The organism is Lactiplantibacillus sp. 3062 (assembly GCF_055413545.1).
In genome coordinates this window covers 23,451-45,353 of sequence record NZ_JBVAYE010000001.1, presented here as the reverse complement: position 1 = coordinate 45,353, position 21,903 = coordinate 23,451, and the positions used below count along the sequence as shown (strand labels likewise).

Annotated in this window: 16 protein-coding genes and 1 other annotated feature; of the genes, 14 read left to right on the top strand and 2 right to left on the bottom strand. The window is 46.7% G+C overall.

Going from position 1 to position 21,903, the window contains the following annotated elements; translation table 11 throughout:
- The first annotated feature begins 72 nt into the window (after positions 1–72).
- From ACWQAU_RS00175 to ACWQAU_RS00120, 12 genes are all read left to right on the top strand, one after another.
- Positions 73–633, top strand: a complete 561-nt coding sequence (locus tag ACWQAU_RS00175; protein WP_003642054.1) for a LemA family protein — start codon at positions 73–75, stop codon at positions 631–633.
- A gap of 11 nt (positions 634–644) precedes the next feature.
- Positions 645–1,544, top strand: coding sequence for a zinc metalloprotease HtpX (gene htpX / locus ACWQAU_RS00170; RefSeq protein WP_011101040.1), 900 nt, complete (start codon positions 645–647; stop codon positions 1,542–1,544).
- A 60-nt stretch (positions 1,545–1,604) separates the two neighbouring features.
- Positions 1,605–2,393, top strand: a complete 789-nt coding sequence (locus tag ACWQAU_RS00165; RefSeq protein ID WP_003642056.1) for a hypothetical protein — start codon at positions 1,605–1,607, stop codon at positions 2,391–2,393.
- 221 nt (positions 2,394–2,614) lie between these two features.
- Positions 2,615–4,003 (top strand): UDP-N-acetylmuramoyl-tripeptide--D-alanyl-D-alanine ligase, encoded by a 1,389-nt coding sequence (locus ACWQAU_RS00160; protein WP_013355193.1) that lies wholly within the window; start codon positions 2,615–2,617, stop codon positions 4,001–4,003.
- Between the two features lie 254 nt (positions 4,004–4,257).
- Complete coding sequence (locus ACWQAU_RS00155; protein ID WP_027821486.1) at positions 4,258–5,844, top strand: DEAD/DEAH box helicase; 1,587 nt, start codon at positions 4,258–4,260, stop codon at positions 5,842–5,844.
- A gap of 1,112 nt (positions 5,845–6,956) precedes the next feature.
- On the top strand, positions 6,957–7,319 hold the full coding sequence (gene acpS / locus ACWQAU_RS00150) for a holo-ACP synthase (RefSeq protein ID WP_003642061.1): 363 nt from the start codon (positions 6,957–6,959) through the stop codon (positions 7,317–7,319).
- Positions 7,319–8,446, top strand: coding sequence for an alanine racemase (gene alr, locus ACWQAU_RS00145; protein ID WP_053339253.1), 1,128 nt, complete (start codon positions 7,319–7,321; stop codon positions 8,444–8,446). Before acpS ends, alr begins: the two co-directional genes overlap by 1 nt.
- Positions 8,447–8,854: 408 nt before the next feature.
- Positions 8,855–9,247: a type II toxin-antitoxin system PemK/MazF family toxin gene (locus ACWQAU_RS00140; protein WP_027821484.1), complete on the top strand. Its 393-nt coding sequence runs from the start codon at positions 8,855–8,857 to the stop codon at positions 9,245–9,247.
- Positions 9,248–9,538: 291 nt separating this feature from the next.
- A complete protein-coding gene (locus ACWQAU_RS00135; protein ID WP_033608010.1) occupies positions 9,539–11,518 on the top strand; it encodes a KUP/HAK/KT family potassium transporter in 1,980 nt (659 codons plus the stop codon).
- Between the two features lie 393 nt (positions 11,519–11,911).
- Positions 11,912–12,159, top strand: a binding site (T-box leader).
- A gap of 54 nt (positions 12,160–12,213) precedes the next feature.
- Positions 12,214–13,266, top strand: a complete 1,053-nt coding sequence (locus ACWQAU_RS00130) for an ABC transporter substrate-binding protein (protein ID WP_003642064.1) — start codon at positions 12,214–12,216, stop codon at positions 13,264–13,266.
- 20 nt (positions 13,267–13,286) lie between these two features.
- Positions 13,287–14,300, top strand: coding sequence for an ABC transporter permease (locus tag ACWQAU_RS00125; protein ID WP_003646522.1), 1,014 nt, complete (start codon positions 13,287–13,289; stop codon positions 14,298–14,300).
- 15 nt (positions 14,301–14,315) lie between these two features.
- Positions 14,316–15,086, top strand: a complete 771-nt coding sequence (locus ACWQAU_RS00120; RefSeq protein WP_003642066.1) for an ABC transporter ATP-binding protein — start codon at positions 14,316–14,318, stop codon at positions 15,084–15,086.
- A gap of 146 nt (positions 15,087–15,232) precedes the next feature.
- Here ACWQAU_RS00120 and carB read toward each other — a convergent pair whose 3' ends face one another.
- Both carB and ACWQAU_RS00110 read right to left on the bottom strand, forming a co-directional pair.
- Positions 15,233–18,295: a carbamoyl-phosphate synthase large subunit gene (gene carB, locus ACWQAU_RS00115; protein WP_027821482.1), complete on the bottom strand. Its 3,063-nt coding sequence runs from the start codon at positions 18,293–18,295 to the stop codon at positions 15,233–15,235.
- On the bottom strand, positions 18,288–19,355 hold the full coding sequence (locus ACWQAU_RS00110) for a carbamoyl phosphate synthase small subunit (RefSeq protein WP_027821481.1): 1,068 nt from the start codon (positions 19,353–19,355) through the stop codon (positions 18,288–18,290). The genes carB and ACWQAU_RS00110 overlap by 8 nt, the downstream gene beginning before the upstream one ends.
- A gap of 268 nt (positions 19,356–19,623) precedes the next feature.
- Here ACWQAU_RS00110 and argC point away from each other — a divergent pair, with 268 nt between their 5' ends.
- Positions 19,624–20,649 (top strand): N-acetyl-gamma-glutamyl-phosphate reductase, encoded by a 1,026-nt coding sequence (gene argC, locus ACWQAU_RS00105; protein WP_027821480.1) that lies wholly within the window; start codon positions 19,624–19,626, stop codon positions 20,647–20,649.
- Between the two features lie 30 nt (positions 20,650–20,679).
- Positions 20,680–21,888, top strand: coding sequence for a bifunctional glutamate N-acetyltransferase/amino-acid acetyltransferase ArgJ (gene argJ, locus ACWQAU_RS00100; RefSeq protein WP_079111769.1), 1,209 nt, complete (start codon positions 20,680–20,682; stop codon positions 21,886–21,888).
- Positions 21,889–21,903: the final 15 nt, after the last annotated feature.

Here is a 21,903-nt window from a genome sequence, read left to right as displayed (position 1 = left end):
CGGAATTTCACGGTACAATATAACTTAAGGTCACATGTCTCAGATAAGACATAATTTAGAGGGGGTCTATTGATGATAGCTTTAATTATCGTTGCGGTCGTATTGGTTTTGATCGCAATTTACGTGGTAATTTATAACGGTTTAGTTAAGTCACGGATGTATACGCAGGAAGCGTGGAGCCAAATCGATGTTCAGCTAAAACGGCGGACTGATTTGATTCCTAATCTGGTCAATACGGTCAAAGGTTACGCGAAACATGAAAAGAGTACCTTAGCGGAAGTGATTTCATTACGGAATCAATTAACGCAAGTGCCGAGCGGTGATCACCAACAGGCTATGGCAGTTTCTGATCAATTGACAAATTCGTTGAAGAGCATTTTTGCGTTAGCTGAAAGCTACCCTGATTTGAAGGCTAATCAAGAATTCGGTAAGCTGATGGAAGAGTTGACCAATACAGAAAACAAGATTGCTTATTCACGGCAACTGTTCAACTCTAGCGCTGCCAGCTATAACATGAAGTTACAACAATTCCCGTCAAATATTATTGCTGGCATTCATCACTTCAAGAACGTTGAATTCTTAACTGTTCCTGAAGCAGAAAAAGCAGCACCCACGGTTTCATTTGAAGATTAGAGGTTATGCCCATGTTATTTGAGCAAATTGCCCGCAACAAGCGGCACACGTTATACGTGATGGCCGCTTTTGTCATATTACTTGCAGTGATTGGTTTAGCAGTTGGCTACGTGTTTTTTAATAGTGCGATTGCAGGGTTACTAGTAGCCTTGATTGCAGCGGTATTTTATATGGTATTAATGATTAGTCAGTCGACTGACATTGTCATGAGCATGAATCATGGACGTGAGCTGCATCAAGCTGACGATGATCCAGAGCTCTGGCACATTGTGGAAGACATGGCGTTGGTTGCTAAAGTACCGATGCCACGTGTCTTTATTATTGATGATGAGAGCCCCAATGCGTTTGCGACAGGAAATGACCCTGAGCATGCGGCAGTTGCAGTGACAACTGGTATTCAGGCACGATTAACGCGTGAAGAGATGGAAGGCGTCATTGGTCACGAGATGAGTCATGTGCGTAACTATGATATTCGGTTACAGACCATTGCCTTGGCTCTGACAGCGGCCATCAGTTTGTTAGTCAATTGGGGTATGAACGCCTTTTGGTGGGGCGGTGGCCGGCGCAGTCGGGATAATGATCGTGACGGCAACGGTGCCCAGGTCTTACTAATGATCCTAGCGATTGTTGTCATTATTTTAGCGCCGCTAGCAGCTAGTTTAGTGCAGATGGCGCTATCTCGTAATCGCGAATACTTAGCGGATGCCGGCAGTGTGGAACTGACTCGTAATCCGTTGGGCTTAATCAGTGCCCTTGAAAAAATCGATGACAGCCAACCCATGCAAGCGGCGGATCCTAGTAGCGCGGCCCTCTATATTTCTGATCCGTTTAAGGCGAAGAAATCATGGACGCACTTATTCGATACCCACCCACCGATGGCTGATCGCATCACTCGTTTAAAAAACATGTAATAAAAAAATGCGTTTAGGTTAATAACGGATTATAATGAAAACAAATAGAAAGTTGAAAGAGTGAGACGGTTGCAACGCAAATATATTTACGCCAATTTGGAAAAACTGGATAACCTTGTCTTTGCTTACGGGATCGACCAGAGCGACTTTGTGCATGGTATCAAACGCTTGCCAGCTAACTTGGTCTCGTTAGTCGGTGTTGATGATAACGAGCATGCGGTAAATGCTCACACGGGTCTGAACGTCATTAATGATGAAAATGAAATTCGGCGATATTTGTTACAGAGTCACGCGTTACCCGTTAAGTGGCTTGATTATGATGAAGTTGGCGATTTGGATTTTCTAACCGCGACTGAGATTGCCGAGCTATTGTATCTCGGACATATGGATCGTCCAATTCGATCACCGTTTAATTACAAACTGCGCAACCACTACGTTTTCTTGGAACAACGCAATGGTGGTATCAAAGTGTACTTCTATTATATTTCCGCATTTAGCCATATTTTAAGTGCTGCCATTGTGCGGCACACTTTGGCAGCTTACCGTGGCCGGCGTATGTTTATGCGTTCACTGAGTGTTCCACGAGTACCTGAAGCGATTCTCAAGCAACTCGTTCAATTGATGCCAGATGGTTTGTTCATTTACTTTGATCAGTCAATGGTTCGGCAACGCCAATTATTGGTGCCGGTGCACACGGAGACGACAGGCAATGAAATCGAAGTTTTTGATCCCGCTCGTGGTGGAGAGAATCGGCGAACCCACCATGTCGCGACCCTTACTTTTAACTTGAATTCAGGCGTGTGGGACTTGCAAGTGCAGGACCAGGCTGCGTTCGAAGAACATTTATAGTATTATCATCTTAACGCTTGGCTGATCATTCAGCGGGCGTTTTTAAGTCGTTTGGGGCGGGATTTAGGGGCTAAATTGGTCTAGCCATAGAGTCCCTGGGGTCAAAGTGGTATAATTTTTATGCGCGTAGCTTGAATTGGGCTACGATTCGAGAAAGTGGAACCTTAGTCAGAACTTGGCTGACCGACAAGTGGTCGCCATGAATGGAGAGTTTAATCGATATGAAGATGCAAGTTGCCGAAATTGCTAAGGCCGTTCAAGCGGTCAATGCCGAACAGGCGTGGCCCGATGTTAATGTAACGGGTGTGGCGTTTGATAGCCGAAAGCTCCAAGCAGGGGATCTATTTATTCCGCTGATGGGCGCTAATGATGGTCATCAATATATTCAAAGTGCAATCGAGCACGGGGCAGTTGCTACCTTATGGGCCAGCGACCATGCCGACGACGTTCCAGAAGACTTACCTGTCATTATGGTTGCTGATACATTGACGGCACTACAGCAGCTGGGGCAATACTATTTACAAAAAATTAATCCGAAAGTCGTGGCTGTTACGGGTAGTAATGGTAAAACAACGACGAAGGATATGATTGCGAGTGTTTTGGGCACTCAGTTTAACGTGACAAAGACGCACGCCAACTTTAACAATCAGATTGGTGTGCCAGTGACGTTACTCAGTATGGAACCGAATACAGAAGTGGTCGTCGTTGAAATGGGGATGGACCATTTTGGCGAGTTGGATTTCTTGAGCCGTCTCGTTCAGCCGGACGTTGCGGTGATTACCATGATTGGGGAAGCCCACATTGAGTTCTTTGGTACACGGGATCGAATTGCCGATGCCAAAATGGAAATTGTCCACGGCTTAAAAGAAGATGGCACGTTCATTTTTAATGGTGATGAACCACTGCTACAAGAACGTGCTAAGGAAGTCAGTCAGCATCAACGGACGTTTGGGTTGGATGATACGAACACCTTAGCAGGCAGTGATATCACGACTAGTCGGGCTCAAACGCAATTTAAGACGAGTCTGTGGCCGGACAACACGTACACAATTCCGATGATGGGTGCGTACAATGTCAATAATGCATTGGCGGCGCTCTTGGTAGCTGATACTTTTCACATTCGACCAGCCGCTGCGCAACAAGCAATCGCCAGTTTTGTGCCGACGGAGAACCGGACAGAATGGTTAACTGGTTACCGTGGAGAAGCCATCTTAAGTGATGTTTATAACTCTAATCCAACGGCAGCTCGACGGGTCCTAGCCGCTTTTGCGGCGGTACCTACTAAGGGTCAGCGAATCGCTGTACTCGGTGATATGCTTGAGTTGGGTGACCAGTCGGATGCACTACACATGAGTTTAGCCAGTGAATTGGATCCAGCCACGATTGCCAGCGTCTATTTGAATGGTGAACATATGCGAGCGTTGGCAGAAGTGCTACAAGAAAAGTACCCAGCCGGTGCAGTCCACTATTATCAAACGGATCAACAACCCCAATTGATTGCCGACTTAACGGCGACGGTTAGTGCGGATGATCAGGTCTTATTGAAGGGGAGTCACGGGATTCACCTTGAAAAGGTTCTGACGGCGCTGGAAGCTGCTCCTGAAAAATAAAATTTAAGTGATTCGATTAAGCAGGCCCCTCGCAATGACTGGGTAATGGTGACGCTAACATTAGACTGATAATGTTGTTTCCCTTCCGGTATTGCTAGGGGCTTTGCTTGCTTATTTAGAATAACCGGTGTATGATAATTCAGTTGTACCATATGAAAGTCAGACCGTTGGCTTACATGACAGCGTCTTACGGGAAACGGATTTTTTCCTAGCTGGCAGTAATCCCATGGTGTCATCCTTAGGAGGAAACATATTTGAAGTTTACAGAACTAGGCTTATCCGATAGCCTACTTAAAGCAGTTAATCGGGCCGGATACGAAGAAGCGACCCCGATTCAAGCCGAAACCATTCCAATGGTTCTAGAAGGCAAAGATGTGATTGGTCAAGCACAAACCGGTACTGGGAAGACCGCCGCGTTTGCATTACCAATCTTACAACGCTTGGATTTTGACAACCATAACATTCAAGCATTAGTTGTTTCACCAACGCGTGAATTAGCAATCCAAACTCAGGAAGAAATCTTCCGCTTAGGTAAAGACGAACGGGCGAAAGTCCAAGTCGTTTACGGTGGTGCTGATATTCGGCGCCAAATCAGAAATCTGAAGCAAAACCCACAAGTAATCGTCGGAACTCCTGGCCGGTTGCTTGACCACATTCGCCGGGGCACGGTCAAGTTAGACCACGTCAAGATGTTAGTTCTTGATGAAGCTGACGAAATGTTAAACATGGGTTTCTTGGAAGATATCGAATCAATTATCAAACAAGTGCCGGATGAACGCCAAACTATGTTGTTCTCCGCAACGATGCCACCTGAAATCAAACGCATTGGTGTGCAGTTCATGAAGGAACCGCATCACGTTAAGATCAAATCAAAAGAAATGACTGCTGATACGGTCGATCAATATTACGTTAAAGCCAAAGAATTTGAAAAGTTCGATATTATGACCCGGTTGTTTGATGTTCAGGCACCTGAACTCACAATCGTGTTTGGTCGAACGAAACGTCGAGTTGACGAATTATCAAAGGGTCTCGAAGCACGTGGTTATAATGCCGCTGGGATTCATGGTGATTTGAGCCAACAACGTCGGACGCAAATCATGCGTCAATTCAAGGCTGGTAAATTGGATATTCTGGTTGCAACCGATGTGGCTGCTCGGGGACTTGATGTTTCTGGTGTGACCCACGTTTACAATTACGATATTCCACAGGATCCGGACAGTTATGTTCACCGGATTGGCCGTACTGGCCGTGCCGGACACAAGGGTGTTTCATTAACTTTTGTAACACCAAACGAAATGGAATATTTGCGGGTCATCGAAAAGTTGACCAAGAAGCGGATGTTACCATTGAAGCCACCAACTGAATCTGAAGCTTTTGCTGGCCAATTAGCTGCTGCAGAAGCGAATGTTGATTCGTTAGTTGTTAAGACTTCGACTGAAAAGTATGCTGATCAAGCTGCTGAATTATTACAAAAATACGATGCTACTGATCTAGTTGCTGCCTTGTTAAATGACTTAACTAAGGACGACGCCTCAGCCGTACCCGTTAAGATTACGCCAGAACGCCCATTACCTCGTCACAAAGGTGGCGGCGGTAACAACCGGCGTGGCGGATATCGTGGCGGTAATCGCAACCGCAATAACAGTCATGGCAATGGTCGTGGCGGTTATTCTCACAATGGTCGCAATCGCGACCGTGATCGTAACGGTGGCCGTGGCGATCGGAAGAGCAATGGTTATAAAGGTCGCAGTCGCGATGATAACCGGAGCAGCAACCGCAACCATGATGAAGGTCGCAAGCAAAGCAGCAAGCGGAGCTATACGATCCGCACCAATGATTAAAGTCAACGCACAAATTAAGTTGAATTAAATTAACTTTGCACAAAAGCCGAGCGCATGCTCGGCTTTTTTTATGCCCTACAATGTTAGAATACAAGTAGTCGGCAGATGTTCGTATGAATTATTGTTAAAACGTTCCAATTTAATTGGTTTGTTGTTCGTCAGCACTTGTGCGTCCTATGTCGACCTCCGGGGCTGGGTGCCAATTGCTGGAACGTAGCCGACGTCGATTTGAGCTAACGCCCAACCCGCGTCATCTCAAATACGAGTCTTATTCTAAGCCGGAAGCAACCCACTTCCGCCTAAGAATAACTTGGCTACTGAGCATTGTCACCCAGCCCCTCCAGTCTCAAGCCTGTGAGGGGCCACGGGTTGAAGCCGAGCATTGCCTAGCCAACGGATTAATACGGCTTTGGCATTAGTCCGTTGGCGTAGCAAGCACAGGCTTTAGCGGTACCGAACACGTTTCAGGAACCCGCTCGAATGGCAGATGAACGGCCACTTAACTCGGCACAATTGGTCGCTGACTATTTTGACACCGGAACCTTAAACGAAACGTTAGGGTGACATTAACCGCCTTGTTGAGACGTTCGATTATTATAGTGATTCGGGAATAGTGAGCTATCACAATGTCATTTTCTGCCTGACAGTTGATTGACAAAATTATGGTTTATGAAAAACAATGACGAATTTACTAAAAGTTGGGTACACACATGTCCGCCATTCGAACACTGTCCCGACTGGAAGGCGTTTCGGCCAATGCTCAGCGGTGAAATTCCACTTAGCAAGCGTCCTTTGCTTGGTTAGTGGAAGACCAGTATTTAAGACGTGGTCTTCGGCTTAAATCTGTGTCCACCGCGTTCCAGCAATTGGCCGAAATGCCTGGAGGTCGGTGTTAGGACGCACTAACCAAACATATTTACGCTCACTCGACTTTTTTCCAGCGGCCTAAGCTGGCCGACTTTGACTTGACGCGTTTGGAACGTTTTAACAATAATTCATGCTGACATGAAAAGATTGCGTGTATGGGCCCTTTTATCGCGGCGGTAGCTGTGGTAAATTGGAAACATCAGCCTAAGTTGACGTGATAATAATGAGATAGAGGGGGTCACAGCGTGATTTATGGTACCGGCATTGATTTAACTGAGCTTAGTCGGATTGAAGCGATTCTAGCGAAGGGACTGAGATTGCCTGAAAAGATCTTAACACCGGCTGAGTTGGCGGTGTTTTCACGTTACCCGGTTAAACGCCAGATCGAGTTTATGGCAGGGCGTTTTTCAGCTAAGGAAGCATATAGTAAGGCATATGGCACGGGAATTGGTGCGGCAGTTGGATTTCAAGATATCGAAATTTTAGACAACGCCCAGGGTAAACCGGAAGTTACGCGCCACCCGTTTGATGGTCCAGCGTGGATTTCAATTTCACACACGGATACGTTAGTAATGACACAAGTTATATTGGAAAGAGGCAATTTGTGATGGTTGTAATTGGGGAGCACCGCCACACACAAGTCACAGTCGACTTGCAGGCAATTAAGACAAATATTAGTAATGAAATGGCGCAAAAGGATGAGTTGACCGAGTTATGGGCAGTCGTTAAAGCGAATGGTTATGGACATGGAATTATCCAAGTTGCTCAGGCTGCCAAAGAAGCCGGGGCGACCGGCTTTTGTGTTGCAATCCTGGATGAGGCATTAGCGTTGCGGGCCGCTGGCTTTGCGGAACCCATCCTAGTACTTGGAATTACGGAACCGGAATACGCCCCGCTGGTAGCTGAAAAGGATATTTCACTAGCTGTTGGAACGCAAGATTGGCTGACTACGGCCGCAGCAATTTTAGCGGCTAACCAAGTGACGACACCACTTCACGTTCATCTTGCATTAGATACGGGTATGGGACGAATCGGGTTTCAGACGCCCGAAGAATTGGTAACGGCGGTTACGACTTTGCGTCAACCGCAGTCACCATTTGACTTTGAAGGGATTTTTACGCATTTTGCAACGGCTGACCAGGCAGATGATACGTATTTTACTCATCAATTAAATAATTGGAAACACTTGATTGCAGTGGTGGATGAGCTACCACGCTATGTCCACGTGTCCAATTCGGCCACCAGTCTCTGGCATCAAGCTTGCAATGGCAACATGGTGCGCTTTGGGGTTGCACTCTATGGTCTAAATCCTTCTGGTCGCGAACTCAGCGCACCATACCCCTTGCAACCCGCGTTGTCGCTAACGGCACGCTTGACGTTTGTTAAACGCTTGGCTCGGGGCAAATCGGTCAGCTATGGTGCCACGTATACGGCCGCACAGGATGAATGGATTGGCACGGTGCCGATTGGGTATGCGGACGGCTATGAACGCCGATTACAAGGCTTCCATGTACTTGTTGATGGTGAGTTTTGCGAAATCGTCGGACGGGTCTGCATGGACCAGCTGATGGTTCGTCTGCCACATGAAGTACCGGTTGGAGCTAAGGTAACTTTGGTTGGCACGGACGGTGCTCGTACCATTTCGTTGCAAGATATTGCTGACTATTGTGGGACAATTCATTATGAGATTGCTTGTGGGTTAGCACCACGAGTGCCGAGAGTTTATATAGATTAAGTTTTATCAGACGATAGGTTTGCGAAGATTGTCTCGTACAGGCTATGGTTACATGGTTGGTTATTGAGATTAAGCCAATAAAATGAGTGCCAGAGAAATTCTGGCGCTCATTTTTTAGAGTCTCCTATTTTATTGATGAGGGCTGTTAAGTTTATTTCAGTGATTCGAGTGATTTATCGGCATCTAATTATAAGTTCGTTTATTTTTAAACATTGATGAAATCATCATTGGGCAGTCTTAATTAATCGGTCTGAAGTATTAGTTTTAACGGTGCTTAGCGATTAGTTCTTTGGATTAAATTGGTAAACGGTTGCTAAAAGTGAATGGTTCATGCTATTATGAGTAGCAAGATGGTTATATTGGGGTACTATCAGATACATTGGGTATCGAATAAAGGGAGATGAGGCGATGGCCGCAGCTGACATTAAGCGTGGTGACATCTTTTATGCAGATTTATCACCAGTCGTAGGCTCCGAACAAGGAGGCATGCGTCCAGTACTAATCGTGCAAAATAATGTCGGTAACCATTACAGTCCCACAGTGATTGTCGCGGCAATCACTGCTAAGGTTCAAAAAGCGAAGATGCCAACACATGTTAACATCAACGCTGCCCATACGGGGATTGAAAAAAATTCGGTTGTGTTGTTGGAGCAGATACGAACGATTGATAAGCAACGGCTTAAAGATCGCGTCACTCATTTGGATGATCAGACGATGCGCCGAGTTGATAATGCGTTACAGATTAGTATTGGGTTAGCTGATCGAACACGACGTCGGACACAACGCACGTTTCAATCATAGTCAATCGATGGGGATTAATTATTTACATAATTGAACTATTTCGGTGCGATGACCGAGTATGGATAATCAGCGGGTTTCAATTCAGTTAATGACTGGATTGAAACCCGCTTTTAGTTTCTAAATTGGCTACCGGTAAATGTTACAGGGCCTGTTGGAGCATTTAGTGATGAGCTAACGTTATTGTGCATTATGATTGCCTTTCTGATGACGATTAGGTAAGCTAGTTGAACCCATTATAACGAGGGACGATTGGCTGTAACTCGTGAATATCGGTGAAAGGATGGGGGCATAATGAGTAAACAGGCTCAGTTCAATAAGCATCGGGTGGCAGGATTGTTAGTCGCGATGGGCGTTGTATATGGTGATATTGGAACCAGTCCGTTATACGTGATGAAGGCCATCATTACCGGTCAAGGTGGGATGCAGGCCGTTGATGAGAAGTTTATGTTGGGGGCCGTCTCGCTAGTTTTTTGGACAATGACGTTGCTCACGACCGTTAAGTACGTTCTGATTGCGTTAAACGCGGATAATCGTGGCGAAGGCGGTATCTTTTCATTATTCGCATTGGTGCGTCATCGTGCTCGCTGGTTAGTCATTCCGGCCATGATTGGTGGGGCTGCGTTACTGGCGGATGGGGCGCTAACTCCCGCAGTGACAGTTACGACTGCCATCGAAGGCTTACGCGATGTACCAGCATACGTTCAACTGTTTGGTGCCAGCCAAAATACGATTATACTGATTACACTTGGAATTATCACCCTATTATTTATGCTGCAACGTTTTGGAACGAACACGATTGGCAAGTTATTTGGCCCCATCATGTTGGGCTGGTTCACGTTTTTGGGAGTCAGTGGCTTCGTTAATCTGGTGCAGGATTGGACGATCCTACGTGCACTGAATCCCTATTATGCGTGGTTACTCTTGATCAGCCCGGCGAACAAAGTGGGAATTTTGATTCTAGGGAGCGTCTTTCTGGCAACGACCGGTGCTGAGGCTCTATACAGTGACCTGGGGCACGTCGGCAAAACGAATATTCGGTTGAGCTGGCCGTATGTCAAAGCTTGCCTACTACTCAGCTATTTCGGTCAGGCCGCATGGATTTTAGGTCCCGGCCAAGCGATTCAGGGCCATGTGAATCCCTTTTTTGCAATGTTACCTGCTAGCCTGACGATGGCGGCAGTGATTTTTGCGACGCTCGCGGCCATTATCGCGTCACAGTCGCTGATCAGTGGGTCGTTTACGTTAGTTAGTGAAGCGATTCGACTGAAACTGTTCCCCCGATTACTGACTACTTACCCCGGTAAAGCAGTGGGCCAAATGTATTTACCGGTCGTTAACTGGGGGCTGTGGGGCGTGACGAGTATGCTGGTGATTTTCTTTCAAACTAGTGAAAGAATGGAAGCTGCATACGGGTTAGCCATCACACTGACAATGCTGATGACGACCACTTTGATCTACGCGTTTTTACGGCAAAAGCGCTTACCATTAATCGGTGCGGGACTACTGACCGGTTTCTTCGCGACCATCGAAGTAATTTTCCTGATTGCCAGCGCAGCCAAGTTCTGGCACGGCGGCTACGTAGCGGTCGGACTTGCTTTACTAATTTTCCTAGTGATGGCTGTGTGGTATCGTGGCGAACAAATTGTCAGACAACATAACCTCCCGCTTAGTTTACGACAATATCAGGACCAGCTTGCTAAGTTACGTAACGATCAGACGGTGGACAAGTTCCAGACGAACGTGGTCTTCCTAACAAGCCGAATGGATGGCGACCAAGTGGAGCGAAAGGTATTATATTCGATTTTAGACAAGTGGCCGAAACGTGCCGACGTCTACTGGTTTGTTAATGTGACAATCACGGATGAACCGTATACCGCGGAGTATACTGTCGACACGTTAGCAACGGACTATTTGGTAACTGTTAAGTTATACCTGGGCTTTCGTGTCCGCCAAGATATTAACCGCTATTTACGGACGATTGTCCGCGACTTAATGGCTACTGGACGTTTAGCGGCGCAAAAGCAGACATATTCAGTCACTTCTGGCCGCGATGTCGGTGACTTCCGCTTCGTTATCATCGAGGAGAAGTTAGAAAATGGTAGTCGGTTATCCCGCTTGGATCGATTAGTGATCGAGACGAAATTAATGATTAAAAAATACGCGACAACGCCTGCCAAATGGTTCGGCCTAGAATTCTCCGAGGTGACTCTTGAAACCGTTCCAATTCTATTCAACGAGATCCCGGCGTTACCGATCACTGAAAGACAGTAATGCCATGCAGATTTCTGGGGGTCAGAATCAGCCAGCTTAGATTTGCTTGAAAAAGTTCAGCGTAGTGTAAACACGCTCTACGACATCTAATTGTAAGGCGCTTCACGTCGGCTACGTTCCAGCAATTGGCAACTAGCCCCGAAATCCGGAATAGGACGAACAAGTGCTGAAAAATAGAAAACTAACTGTCGGCTTGCTTAACAACTCATCTAATTTTAATTTTTGCTTGAGCAACTGATAACTCAAAACTAATTTCAATAGCTGATAATGGACGCAAAACGTTGATTTGACAACGATAAAAGAACGACTGAATTCAAATCAAAAATTAGAAACATTAAATTTTGTGTTGACAAGTGTGAACTTAGAACTATAATCTAATTATATTCTAATTATTCAAATGCGGTGATGAGATAAGTAAATCAATCGTGGGTTTTTCAGAGAGCCGGGTCAGGTGCAAGCCGGTATTCCCGCATGGTTGAAAATGGTCTTGGAGCATTCAGTGCCGAATGATTAAGCGCTGACGGTGGTCCCCGATAAACGGACAAAGGTATCTCAATTCAGTGAGATTGACGTACCTGCTGAGGACTATTTTGCGAAAAATAGTCGAATTAAAGGTGGTAACACGAGTCATCGTCCTTCTGTCATAACGACAGTGGGGCGATTTTTTATTATATATTTTTGGGGAGGCTTCGCGTATGCGAAAAAAGGAAATTATTTTTGGGTTATTAAGTTTTATTGCACTGGGAACAGTATTAGCTGGCTGCGGCAGTAGCAGTGCTAGTAGTAAGGATACATCTAAAACCTATAAGTATGGTGAAGTAACGATACCAGCTAAGGACGGTTCTATTTGTAATGCGCCAAATTATATCGCGTATGAGAAGGGGTTCTTTAAGAAAAATGGTATCAAGGCCAAACTAGTAGCGAACCCGCGGGATATCAGTGACCTAGAAGCGGGTTTTGCTAGTGGCAAATATGACGCGCAAAATGGTGATTTTCAATACTTACCTGCGATTCAAAACGGGGCGCAAATCAAAGCTGTTGGTGGAATCCACCAAGGCTGTATCAAGTTGCTGGTTCCGAAAAACTCAAGCATTAAGAGTGTTAAGGACTTAAAAGGCAAGACGATTGGAATTCCGGCTCAGGGTTCAACACCACAATACGTGACGTCCATTGCACTTCAACATGCGGGTATTGATCCGAAGACGGGAGTAACGTGGAAGGTTTACAGCACTGATCTATTGGCAAAGGCGGCTGAAAAGGGGCAGGTCGATGCAATTGGGACGGTCGATCCGTATGCTTACCAAGCACAAAAGGAATCTGGGTTTAAGACCATTATTGATAATAATAACAATAGTGGCAATGCTAAGATGGCTGCAATGGGAATGAAATCAAAGGGTGCTTGCTGTTACTTGTACGTTTCGAGCAAGTTAGTCAAAGAGAATCCAGCGAAGGCTAAGGCCATTGTCCGTTCATACAAACAAGCCGCTGCTTGGATCAATAACCATCCTGAAGAGACAGCAAAGATTGAATTAAATAAGGGGTATGTCTCCAAGACGAAGTTTATCAATGTGAAGAATGTGACCCAGATCTTGAAAGATGAACATTTTGAACTAAATCTTAAGACAGGTAAAGAAGATTTAAGTTATTATATCAAGCAATTGAAGCAAGCAGGATATTTGAAGAAGAATACGAATAACAAGCAATTGTTGAAGCAAGCTTATTGGTATCCAGATTTATCTAAGAACTAAGTTCAAGGAGGTAGAATAGTATGCAAATAACAGCAGTCCAATTGAGTCGAAAAAAAGTTGTGCAGGCAGCTAAGACAACTGGCCGTTATTGGAAGCCCTGGCACTTGACCTGGAACATTGTTAGTTTAGTCGTATTAGCAATTGCGTATTTTGAAAACCAATTGGTTGTATCACAGGAAACCGTTAATAATCAGACGTATCATTGGTTTTTAGGTGGGTACTTTGCTTATTTATTGATTGTTACGCTGATTGGCGCAGTTACAAATGGTCGAATTCGCCGGTATAATGGACATTTTGCCCAGTTGAACGTTTCGTTAGTTGGCTTGCTGATCGTGCAGGATCTTCTGACCGAAAAGTTTGCCGTTCTAGAACAGCCTTTCTTCGTGAGCTTTGCACAAATCTTGGACCAGATGCGCGAAAATGCCGGCTTGCTCTGGGCTTCGACGTTGTCATCATTAGCGCTTTGGTTGATTAGTTTTGTGATTGGGACCATTCTTGGAATCTTACTTGGTTTGGGCATGGGACGCTATCGTGAGTTTAACTACTGGGCATTCCCCTACTTGAAGGTCATCGGGATTATCCCTGCGGCTGCATGGATGCCGCTGACGATGGTCATCTTTCCGACTAGTTACATGGCCGAAGTCTTCTTGATTGCCTTCTCGGTTTGGTTTCCAGTGGCCTTCATGACGATTGGTGGCGTTCAAGGGATTAGCAAGGAATACTTCGAATCAGCAAAGACCTTAGGATTTAGTGAGTGGCAGATTATCCGCAAAATCGTCCTTCCCGGAGCGTTGCCAAGTATCTTTACTGGCGTTTATACGGCAATGGGATTGTCGTTTACAATGCTGGTAATTTCCGAGATGATTGGTGCTAAGGTCGGACTGGGCTGGTTTATCAACTGGGCAAAGGGTACCGGGAATTATACACAAGTCTATGCGGCAATTGTGATTATGGCGATTCTGTTTTCAGTGTTATTTGCGGTGTTTACCAAAGTTCAAGATTACTGCCTACGTTGGCGCGATGGTGCTCACTAGAAAGGAGCTTATAAGATGGGATTACTTGCAGTTCAACATGTTAATCAGCGGCTTCAAGACAATGATGGTCATCAGATCGACGTGCTAGATGATATTGATTTCACCGTCAATCCGGGTGAGTTCGTAGCAATCATTGGGCCGTCTGGTTGTGGTAAGACCACGTTACTACGCCTGATTTCTGGATTAGACCATCCCGCTAGCGGTCAGCTAACGATCGATAATCAGCAGATTAAGCGACCAGATAATTCTCGCGGTTATGTTTTCCAACATGGCAGCCTTTTTCCATGGTCAACAATCAAGGAGAATATTAGTGTCGGCCTGAAAGTGACGCGTGGTCGGCATTATGACCACCAATTGGTCGACCATTATATTGAATTGATGGGGCTAAAAGGCTTTGAAAATGCTTATCCGCATCAGGTTTCTGGTGGGATGGCCCAACGAGCTGCCCTCGCGCGGTCAATTATCATGAACCCGCAGCTCCTACTTTTGGATGAGCCGATGGGGGCTCTTGATGCGTTTACACGTGCGGATATTCAGAATGTCATCGAACAGGTTTGGCAGCAGACACAGACGACGATGATTTTAGTTACTCATGATATCGATGAGGCAGTCTACTTGAGTGACCGAATTATTGTGATGACGCCTCGTCCTGGGAGAATCAAAGAAATTGTGACAAATCCATTACCACATCCACGGTCACGGTTGAGTGTCGATTTTGCTGAATTTCGGCATCGGATTCAAGATAAATTAAACTTTGGCGCTCATGATGGACAGGTTGCTGGGTGATGACTAAAAAATGCTTATCAAGATGATTGGCGAGATACCAGTCTTGATAAGCATTTTTGCTGTGAAAAAACAGGATCGCATGGTGGTGAGCTTGATATGGCCATCCAGGGGACTTCGTTAGTTGGACTAAGTACGAAGAAGCAGGCTTATTCGCTTACCATCGTTGTCGTACTGGCCAATAGGGTCTTAAGCGTATCAATCGCCGTAATCAATGGTTGTCCATGATTCAATGCAGCGATAGCCACGGGATTATCAGGTTGGTCATTAAGCGTGAAACCCACTGCTTTAGTCTTTGCAGGCCAATCAGTCGTGTTAGCGATTGTTGTGACGGTGAGGTGGTTAGCCGCGAACAGTTCCTGGACCGCGGGTTGCGCCACAGTGGCAATATCGGTGATGAGACCATCCACGGTTTGCCAAGTCTCTAAGTGATAACTATCAGCCATGGCGGCATGCCAAGCGGTCGTGAAAGTCGGGCCGATACCAAGAGTCTCACCAGTTGATTTCATCTCAGGACTTAAAACGACTGGTGATTGTGGCAATTTATTGAAAGAGAAGACTGGGGCCTTTATAGCAATTTGTTGTGGAGCGGGTGTCAAGAGTCCGGGGACTAGGCCAAGGGTTGCTAAACTTTGACCGAGAATTAGCCGGGTTGCCAATTGTGCCAGTGGCAAGTGAGTAACCTTGCTCATGTAAGGAACTGTTCGACTTGCCCGCGGATTAACGTCGATTACGTAGACATCATCGGTGACGACGAACTGAATGTTCATCATACCGACACAGTGGAGGTGTTGTGCTAATTTGGTGGCAATGGTGACGATCTTATCTTGAACAGCAGGGCTGAGGTGCTGTGGTGGATAGACTGTAATGGAATCGCCAGAATGAACGCCAGCACCTTCAATATGTTCCATGATTCCTGGAATGAAGCACGACGTTCCGTCGGAGAGAACGTCAACTTCACACTCGGTTCCCGCCAAGTATTGGTCCATTAAGATAGGCGCACCATGGCCAGCTGCCACCGCTGATTTAATAACTGGCGTGAGCTCATGATCGTTATGAACGATTGCCATGGCCCGGCCGCCGAGTACAAAGCTTGGCCGTACGAGTAAGGGGTAACCGATTGCGTGAGCTGCTTGACGGGCACCGGATAACTCAGTTACGGTCGTTCCAGCGGCTTGGGCAATCTTTAGTAGACGTAAACAGTCCGCAAAAGATTGCCGGTCTTCGGTCAAATCGGTAGCGGACACACTGGTTCCTAGGACGGTGACTCCTAATTTAGTTAGCTGATGGGCAAGGTTGATCGCAGTTTGGCCCCCAAATTGAACGATGACGCCCGCGGGTTGCTCCAACGCAATGATTGGCATCAAACGTTCGATTGTTAGTGGCTCGAAATAAAGCTTATCCGAGGTAGAAAAGTCGGTGGAGACCGTCTCGGGGTTGTTATTGACGACGATTGCATGGTAGCCAGCTTGTTGAATGGCCTTGACACAGTGAACGGTGGTGTAGTCGAATTCGATGCCTTGTCCGATTCGAATGGGGCCTGATCCGAGTACTAAAATACTGTGTCCTAGTGGGTGACTCTCGTTAGTTTGTCCAAAAGCAGTGCTGTAAAAATATGGTGTAACACTGGCAAATTCACCAGCACACGTATCGACCATTTTATAAACGAAGGGTAAATCAGCAGTCATGGCAGCAATGGTCGCTACCGAAGTTTGGGCATAATGCGCCATGGTCGCCAGACTCACACCGTACTTTTTCGCCGATAAGAGGTGTTGGGACGTCGGCACTTGCTTGATATTCCGGATGAGTTGGGCGATGTGCTGTAACTTACTCAAGAAAAATGGCGTGATTTGCGTTAGCGTCGCTAATTTTGCTAACGGCCAACCCGCTTGCAGCGCCGCCAATAGATAGAAGAGCCGCTGATCTGTCGGGTGGGTCAATTGGTCGATATATTCAGTCGTGGTGACGTGGTGGTCAGGGGTCAAGGACGCTTGGGTCTTGGGATCGATTTCAAGCGAAGCAATCGCCTTGAGCGTGGCTTCCTCCAAGGTTGACCCAATCGCCATGACCTCCCCCGTGGCTTTCATCTGTGTTCCCAAGTGAGCGTCGGCCGTTGGAAACTTGTCAAACGCAAACCGGGGGATTTTGGCAACCACATAGTCTAAAGCTGGTTCAAAGGCCGCGTAGGTTGTCTGCGTGACTGGATTCTTGATCTCAGATAAATTTAGACCAATTGCGATATCGGCTGCAATTTTGGCAATTGGATATCCCGTCGCTTTAGAAGCTAGCGCCGATGAACGACTGACCCGCGGGTTCACTTCGATGACGTAGTACTGACGACTATTCGGGTCTTGAGCGAGTTGAACGTTGCACCCACCTCTAATGTCGAGGGCTTCCACAATCGTCAAAGCCGCCGTTCGTAGCTGCTGATATTCAGTGTCAGTCAAAGTCTGAACGGGGGCATACACGATAGAATCGCCAGTGTGAATACCGACCGGATCGAAGTTTTCCATGGAACAGACGATGATCTTGGTACCCTGATTATCACGCATGACTTCGAATTCAATTTCTTTGAAGCCGGCGATACTTTGTTCAATCAAGCACTCGGTGACGGGGGACATGGTCAACCCCCGCTGTAACGTTTGGGTCAATTCGGCGGCATTATTGGCAATGCCGCCACCTGAACCCCCGAGTGTAAAGGCTGGACGAACAATGACCGGATAACCGATTTTTTCAGCAAACGACAATGCACTGGTCACGTGGTGAACAGTGGTACTTGCTGGAATCGGTTGATGGAGCCGCTTCATAAGTGTTTTAAATGCTGCCCGGTCTTCAGCTTGATTGATGGTGGCTAGGGAAGTTCCTAGCAGTTGGATCTTCAACTCATTAAGAACGCCAGCCTGATCTAACGCCATCGCTAGGTTCAATCCGGTTTGTCCACCAAGTGTCGGGAGCAAAGCATCAGGGTGGGCGGCCCGCAGAATTTTAGTGACACTGGTCAAAGTCAGAGGTTCTAAGTAGACTTCGTCGGCGGTGGCCGTGTCAGTCATGATGGTTGCTGGGTTTGAATTGATCAAAATGACATGATAGCCGGCCGCTTTAAGGCTTAGACAAGCCTGAGTACCGGCATAGTCGAACTCAGCGGCTTGACCGATTTTGATTGGACCAGAACCGATGACAGCAATCGAATGAATGGCATTGTTTTTAGGCATTAACAACCGCCTCCTTTTGAATTGTTAGTAAGAAATCATCGAAAAATTGCCCAGCTTCCTGGGGTCCCGGGTGTGCTTCGGGATGGAATTGCACCGACATTACGGCCTGGTGCGGTAGGCGCAAGCCTTCAATGCTGCCGTCATTTAATTCAGTGTGCGTGACGATCAGCGGGGTGCCCTTGATCGATGCCGGATCGACGGAGTAATCATGATTTTGCGAAGTCATGATAATACGACCGTCAGCGCAGGCTTGTACCGGATGGTTTAGCCCGTGGTGACCAAAGGAAAGCTGGTAAGTCCGAGCACCATAGGCGAGTGCAATCAACTGATGACCAAGGCAAATGCCAGCCAGCGGATAACGTTGTGCGAGTTGGCGAATGGTCGCTAAGTAAGTGTGATAGTCAGTCGGATCACCGGGACCGTTGGATAACAAAATTCCGTCAGGGTGATACGCGGCCACGGCCTTGAGACTAGCTGTAGGTGGAAGGACAACAACGTCCGCGCCCCGGGCTTGCAATTCAGCGGTGATAGCTGCTTTTTCACCAAAGTTGAGAATCGCGACGCGTGGACGGATGGTGGTCGTCGCTACTGGGAGGGGGGTAGCCGTTAGTACTTGGGGTGCGAATGTGGCGAGTTGCGCTTCAAAATCAGTGATGGGATGATTGCTCAAGATTGCCATCTGGGCTCCCGTTTGGCGAATGTGAATCGTTAGGTCACGAGTATCGACGCCTTCAATGCCGGCTACATGGTGGATTGTCAGAAAACTTGCCAGTGATTGGCGACTAGTATAGTGATCATTAAAAGTGGCCAGCTCGTGAACGATGATGGCTTGTGCGCCAATTGTTGGTGCCTGGGCCACGGTCGGATCGATACCATAATTACCAATTAATGGGTAAGTGAAGGCAATCATTTGATTTAGGTAGGATGGATCAGTCAATGTTTCCTGATAACCCGTCATTCCCGTATTGAAGACGATGCGCCCCGCAGCCTCTAGCTGGCAATCCCCAATTGCCGTTCCAATCCACTGTGTGCCGTCTGCTAAAGTTAAGTATTTGTTCATCCCAATCGCACCCTTTCTGATAATTTGGTTAAAATTTCATTTTGGTTAATGGGATAAGTAAACATCATTTTATTGTGGATGTCAATTAAAAATACATATTAAATGCATAAATCACTGAATAAAGCTAAAAATATGCAATTAATAGAATAAAAATGAATATTTTTTCAATAAAGCTTGCAATTTAAAAGCGATGAGAATATAGTGTGAATCATACTTTCTGCATGAACATGCAGCTAATACACTATTTTTGAATATTTGAGGTGATTATATGCAAGTCGCGCTAGTTGGCGTTACGGGGTACAGTGGCACGGTGTTGTACCGGCTCTTGAAACAACATCCCGAGATTGATCGCATCCAATTATACGGGCACGTGGGAGCAACTACGGTGGCATTAAAGACGGTGGCAGCCATGTACCAGAAAGAAACGGCGGTTATTCGACCATTCGATGCGACGGCAATCATGCGCGATAACGCGATTGTGTTCTTTGCGACATCAGCGGGTATCACGCGACAATTGGCATTACCATTCATCGCTGCTCATTTTCCAGTCATCGATTTATCTGGTGACTTCCGCTTGCATGATCCAGAGCAATATCAGCGGTGGTACCAACGTGATCCAGCATCGGCGACCGCTTTGGCGCAGGCTAGCTACGGCTTAGCTGATATGCCGGCGCCGTTGTCCACCTACATTGCGAATCCCGGCTGCTATGCGACTGCTACGTTATTAGGACTAGCGCCACTTGCTCAGCAGCAGTTGGTCGAACCGACTTCGATTGTTGTGGATGCTAAGTCCGGCTTATCTGGTGCTGGCAAACGAGCGACAGCTGCGAGTCATTACGTCGCTGTGAATGATAATTTGAGTTTATATAAGTTGAATCAACATCAACATATCCCTGAAATGATGCAACAGTTACAGCAGTGGTGGTCCGCGATTTCTGCGATTGAATTTACTACCACTTTGATTCCAGTAACGCGTGGGATTATGACGACTATTTATGCCAAAGCGAAGTCAGCATTGACAACGACGCAGGTCCGCGCTGCTTTTACCGCGACCTATCATGAGCAGCCGTTCGTGCAAGTGCTACCAACGGGGATGCCGACGCTCAAGGACGTTGTTGGGTCTAATAACTGTGCGTTAGGCGTTGATTATAATCCGGTCACGAACACCATCGTGGTTGTGAGCGTCATTGACAATTTGATGAAAGGTGCTGCGGGGCAGGCCGTTCAGAATTTTAATCGCTATTTTGATTTCGCGGTTACGGCCGGATTACCGACGTTACCTGTATTTCCCTGATAAGGTGCAATAAGAGAGGAAGTTATGCAGATGCAAGTTTTAACGAATACGAAGTTTGAAACGGTTGCCTTTCAGTGGCCGGCAGGTTTTTACAGTGATGGCATTCATATTGGTCTTCGTCGTCATAAAAAAGATTTTGGTTGGCTATTTTCAAAAGTGCCTGCCAGTGCGGCTGGAACTTATACGACGAATCAGTTTCAGGCAGCACCAACTAAGTTAACTAAACAGATGATCGACCAGGGCCACCAATTACAGGGACTGCTGCTGAATAGTGCAATCGCCAATTCTTGTACTGGCGAGCAGGGGTGGCGGAATGCGCTGCAAGAACAAGCCTGGTTAGCGAATAAACTAAACGTGGCGCCGAACTTGATTGGCGTTGCTTCAACTGGGCTGATTGGTGCTCAGTTACCCATGGATAAAATCAAAAACGGCTTGCCGCAATTGACACCAACGAAGAGTGACGCGGTGACCTACGCCGTGTTAACGACAGACCAGCATCCAAAAACCGTCTGTGTGCAGTGTGAACTCAGCGGCCAGTTAGTTACCTTGACCGGTTTTGCCAAAGGTTCTGGAATGATTCATCCCAAGATGGCAACCATGCTTGGTTTTGTCACCACCGATGCCCAAATAGACGGGCCAGTTTTACAGGACATGCTAAGTACTAACGTTGATCAGACATTCAATCAAATTACTGTTGACGGTGACACGTCTACTAATGACATGGTGGTCACGTTGGCGAATGGTCTGGCAGATAATCCGAGTTTACAAGCGGGTACCACCGACTATGATATTTTTAATCAGGCGTTGCACTATGTCTTAGGCCAACTTGCCAAGCAAATTGCCGCTGACGGTGAGGGTGCGACCAAGTTAGTCGAATGTAATGTGGTCCACGCCGCTACAACGTTTGATGGTCAGCAAATCGCCAAAGCAATTGTTGGCTCTAACCTCGTTAAGGCGGCCATTTTCGGTGAAGACCCGAATTGGGGGCGAATCATTAGCACGATTGGCGCCACTGATGCAGACATCGATGTGGCGACGGTCGATATTGAAATGAACGGCGTTTTACTTGTTCAACAAAGTCTGGCCGTTGACTTTGATATGGCAGCGGTGCAGGCGACCTTACGTGATAACCAGATTATGATCGATGTTGATTTACATCACGGTACAGCAAGTGGTCAGGCTTGGGGTTGTGACTTGACTTACAACTACGTCAAAATTAACGCGAGCTATCATACTTAAACGGAGGTGGTGAAA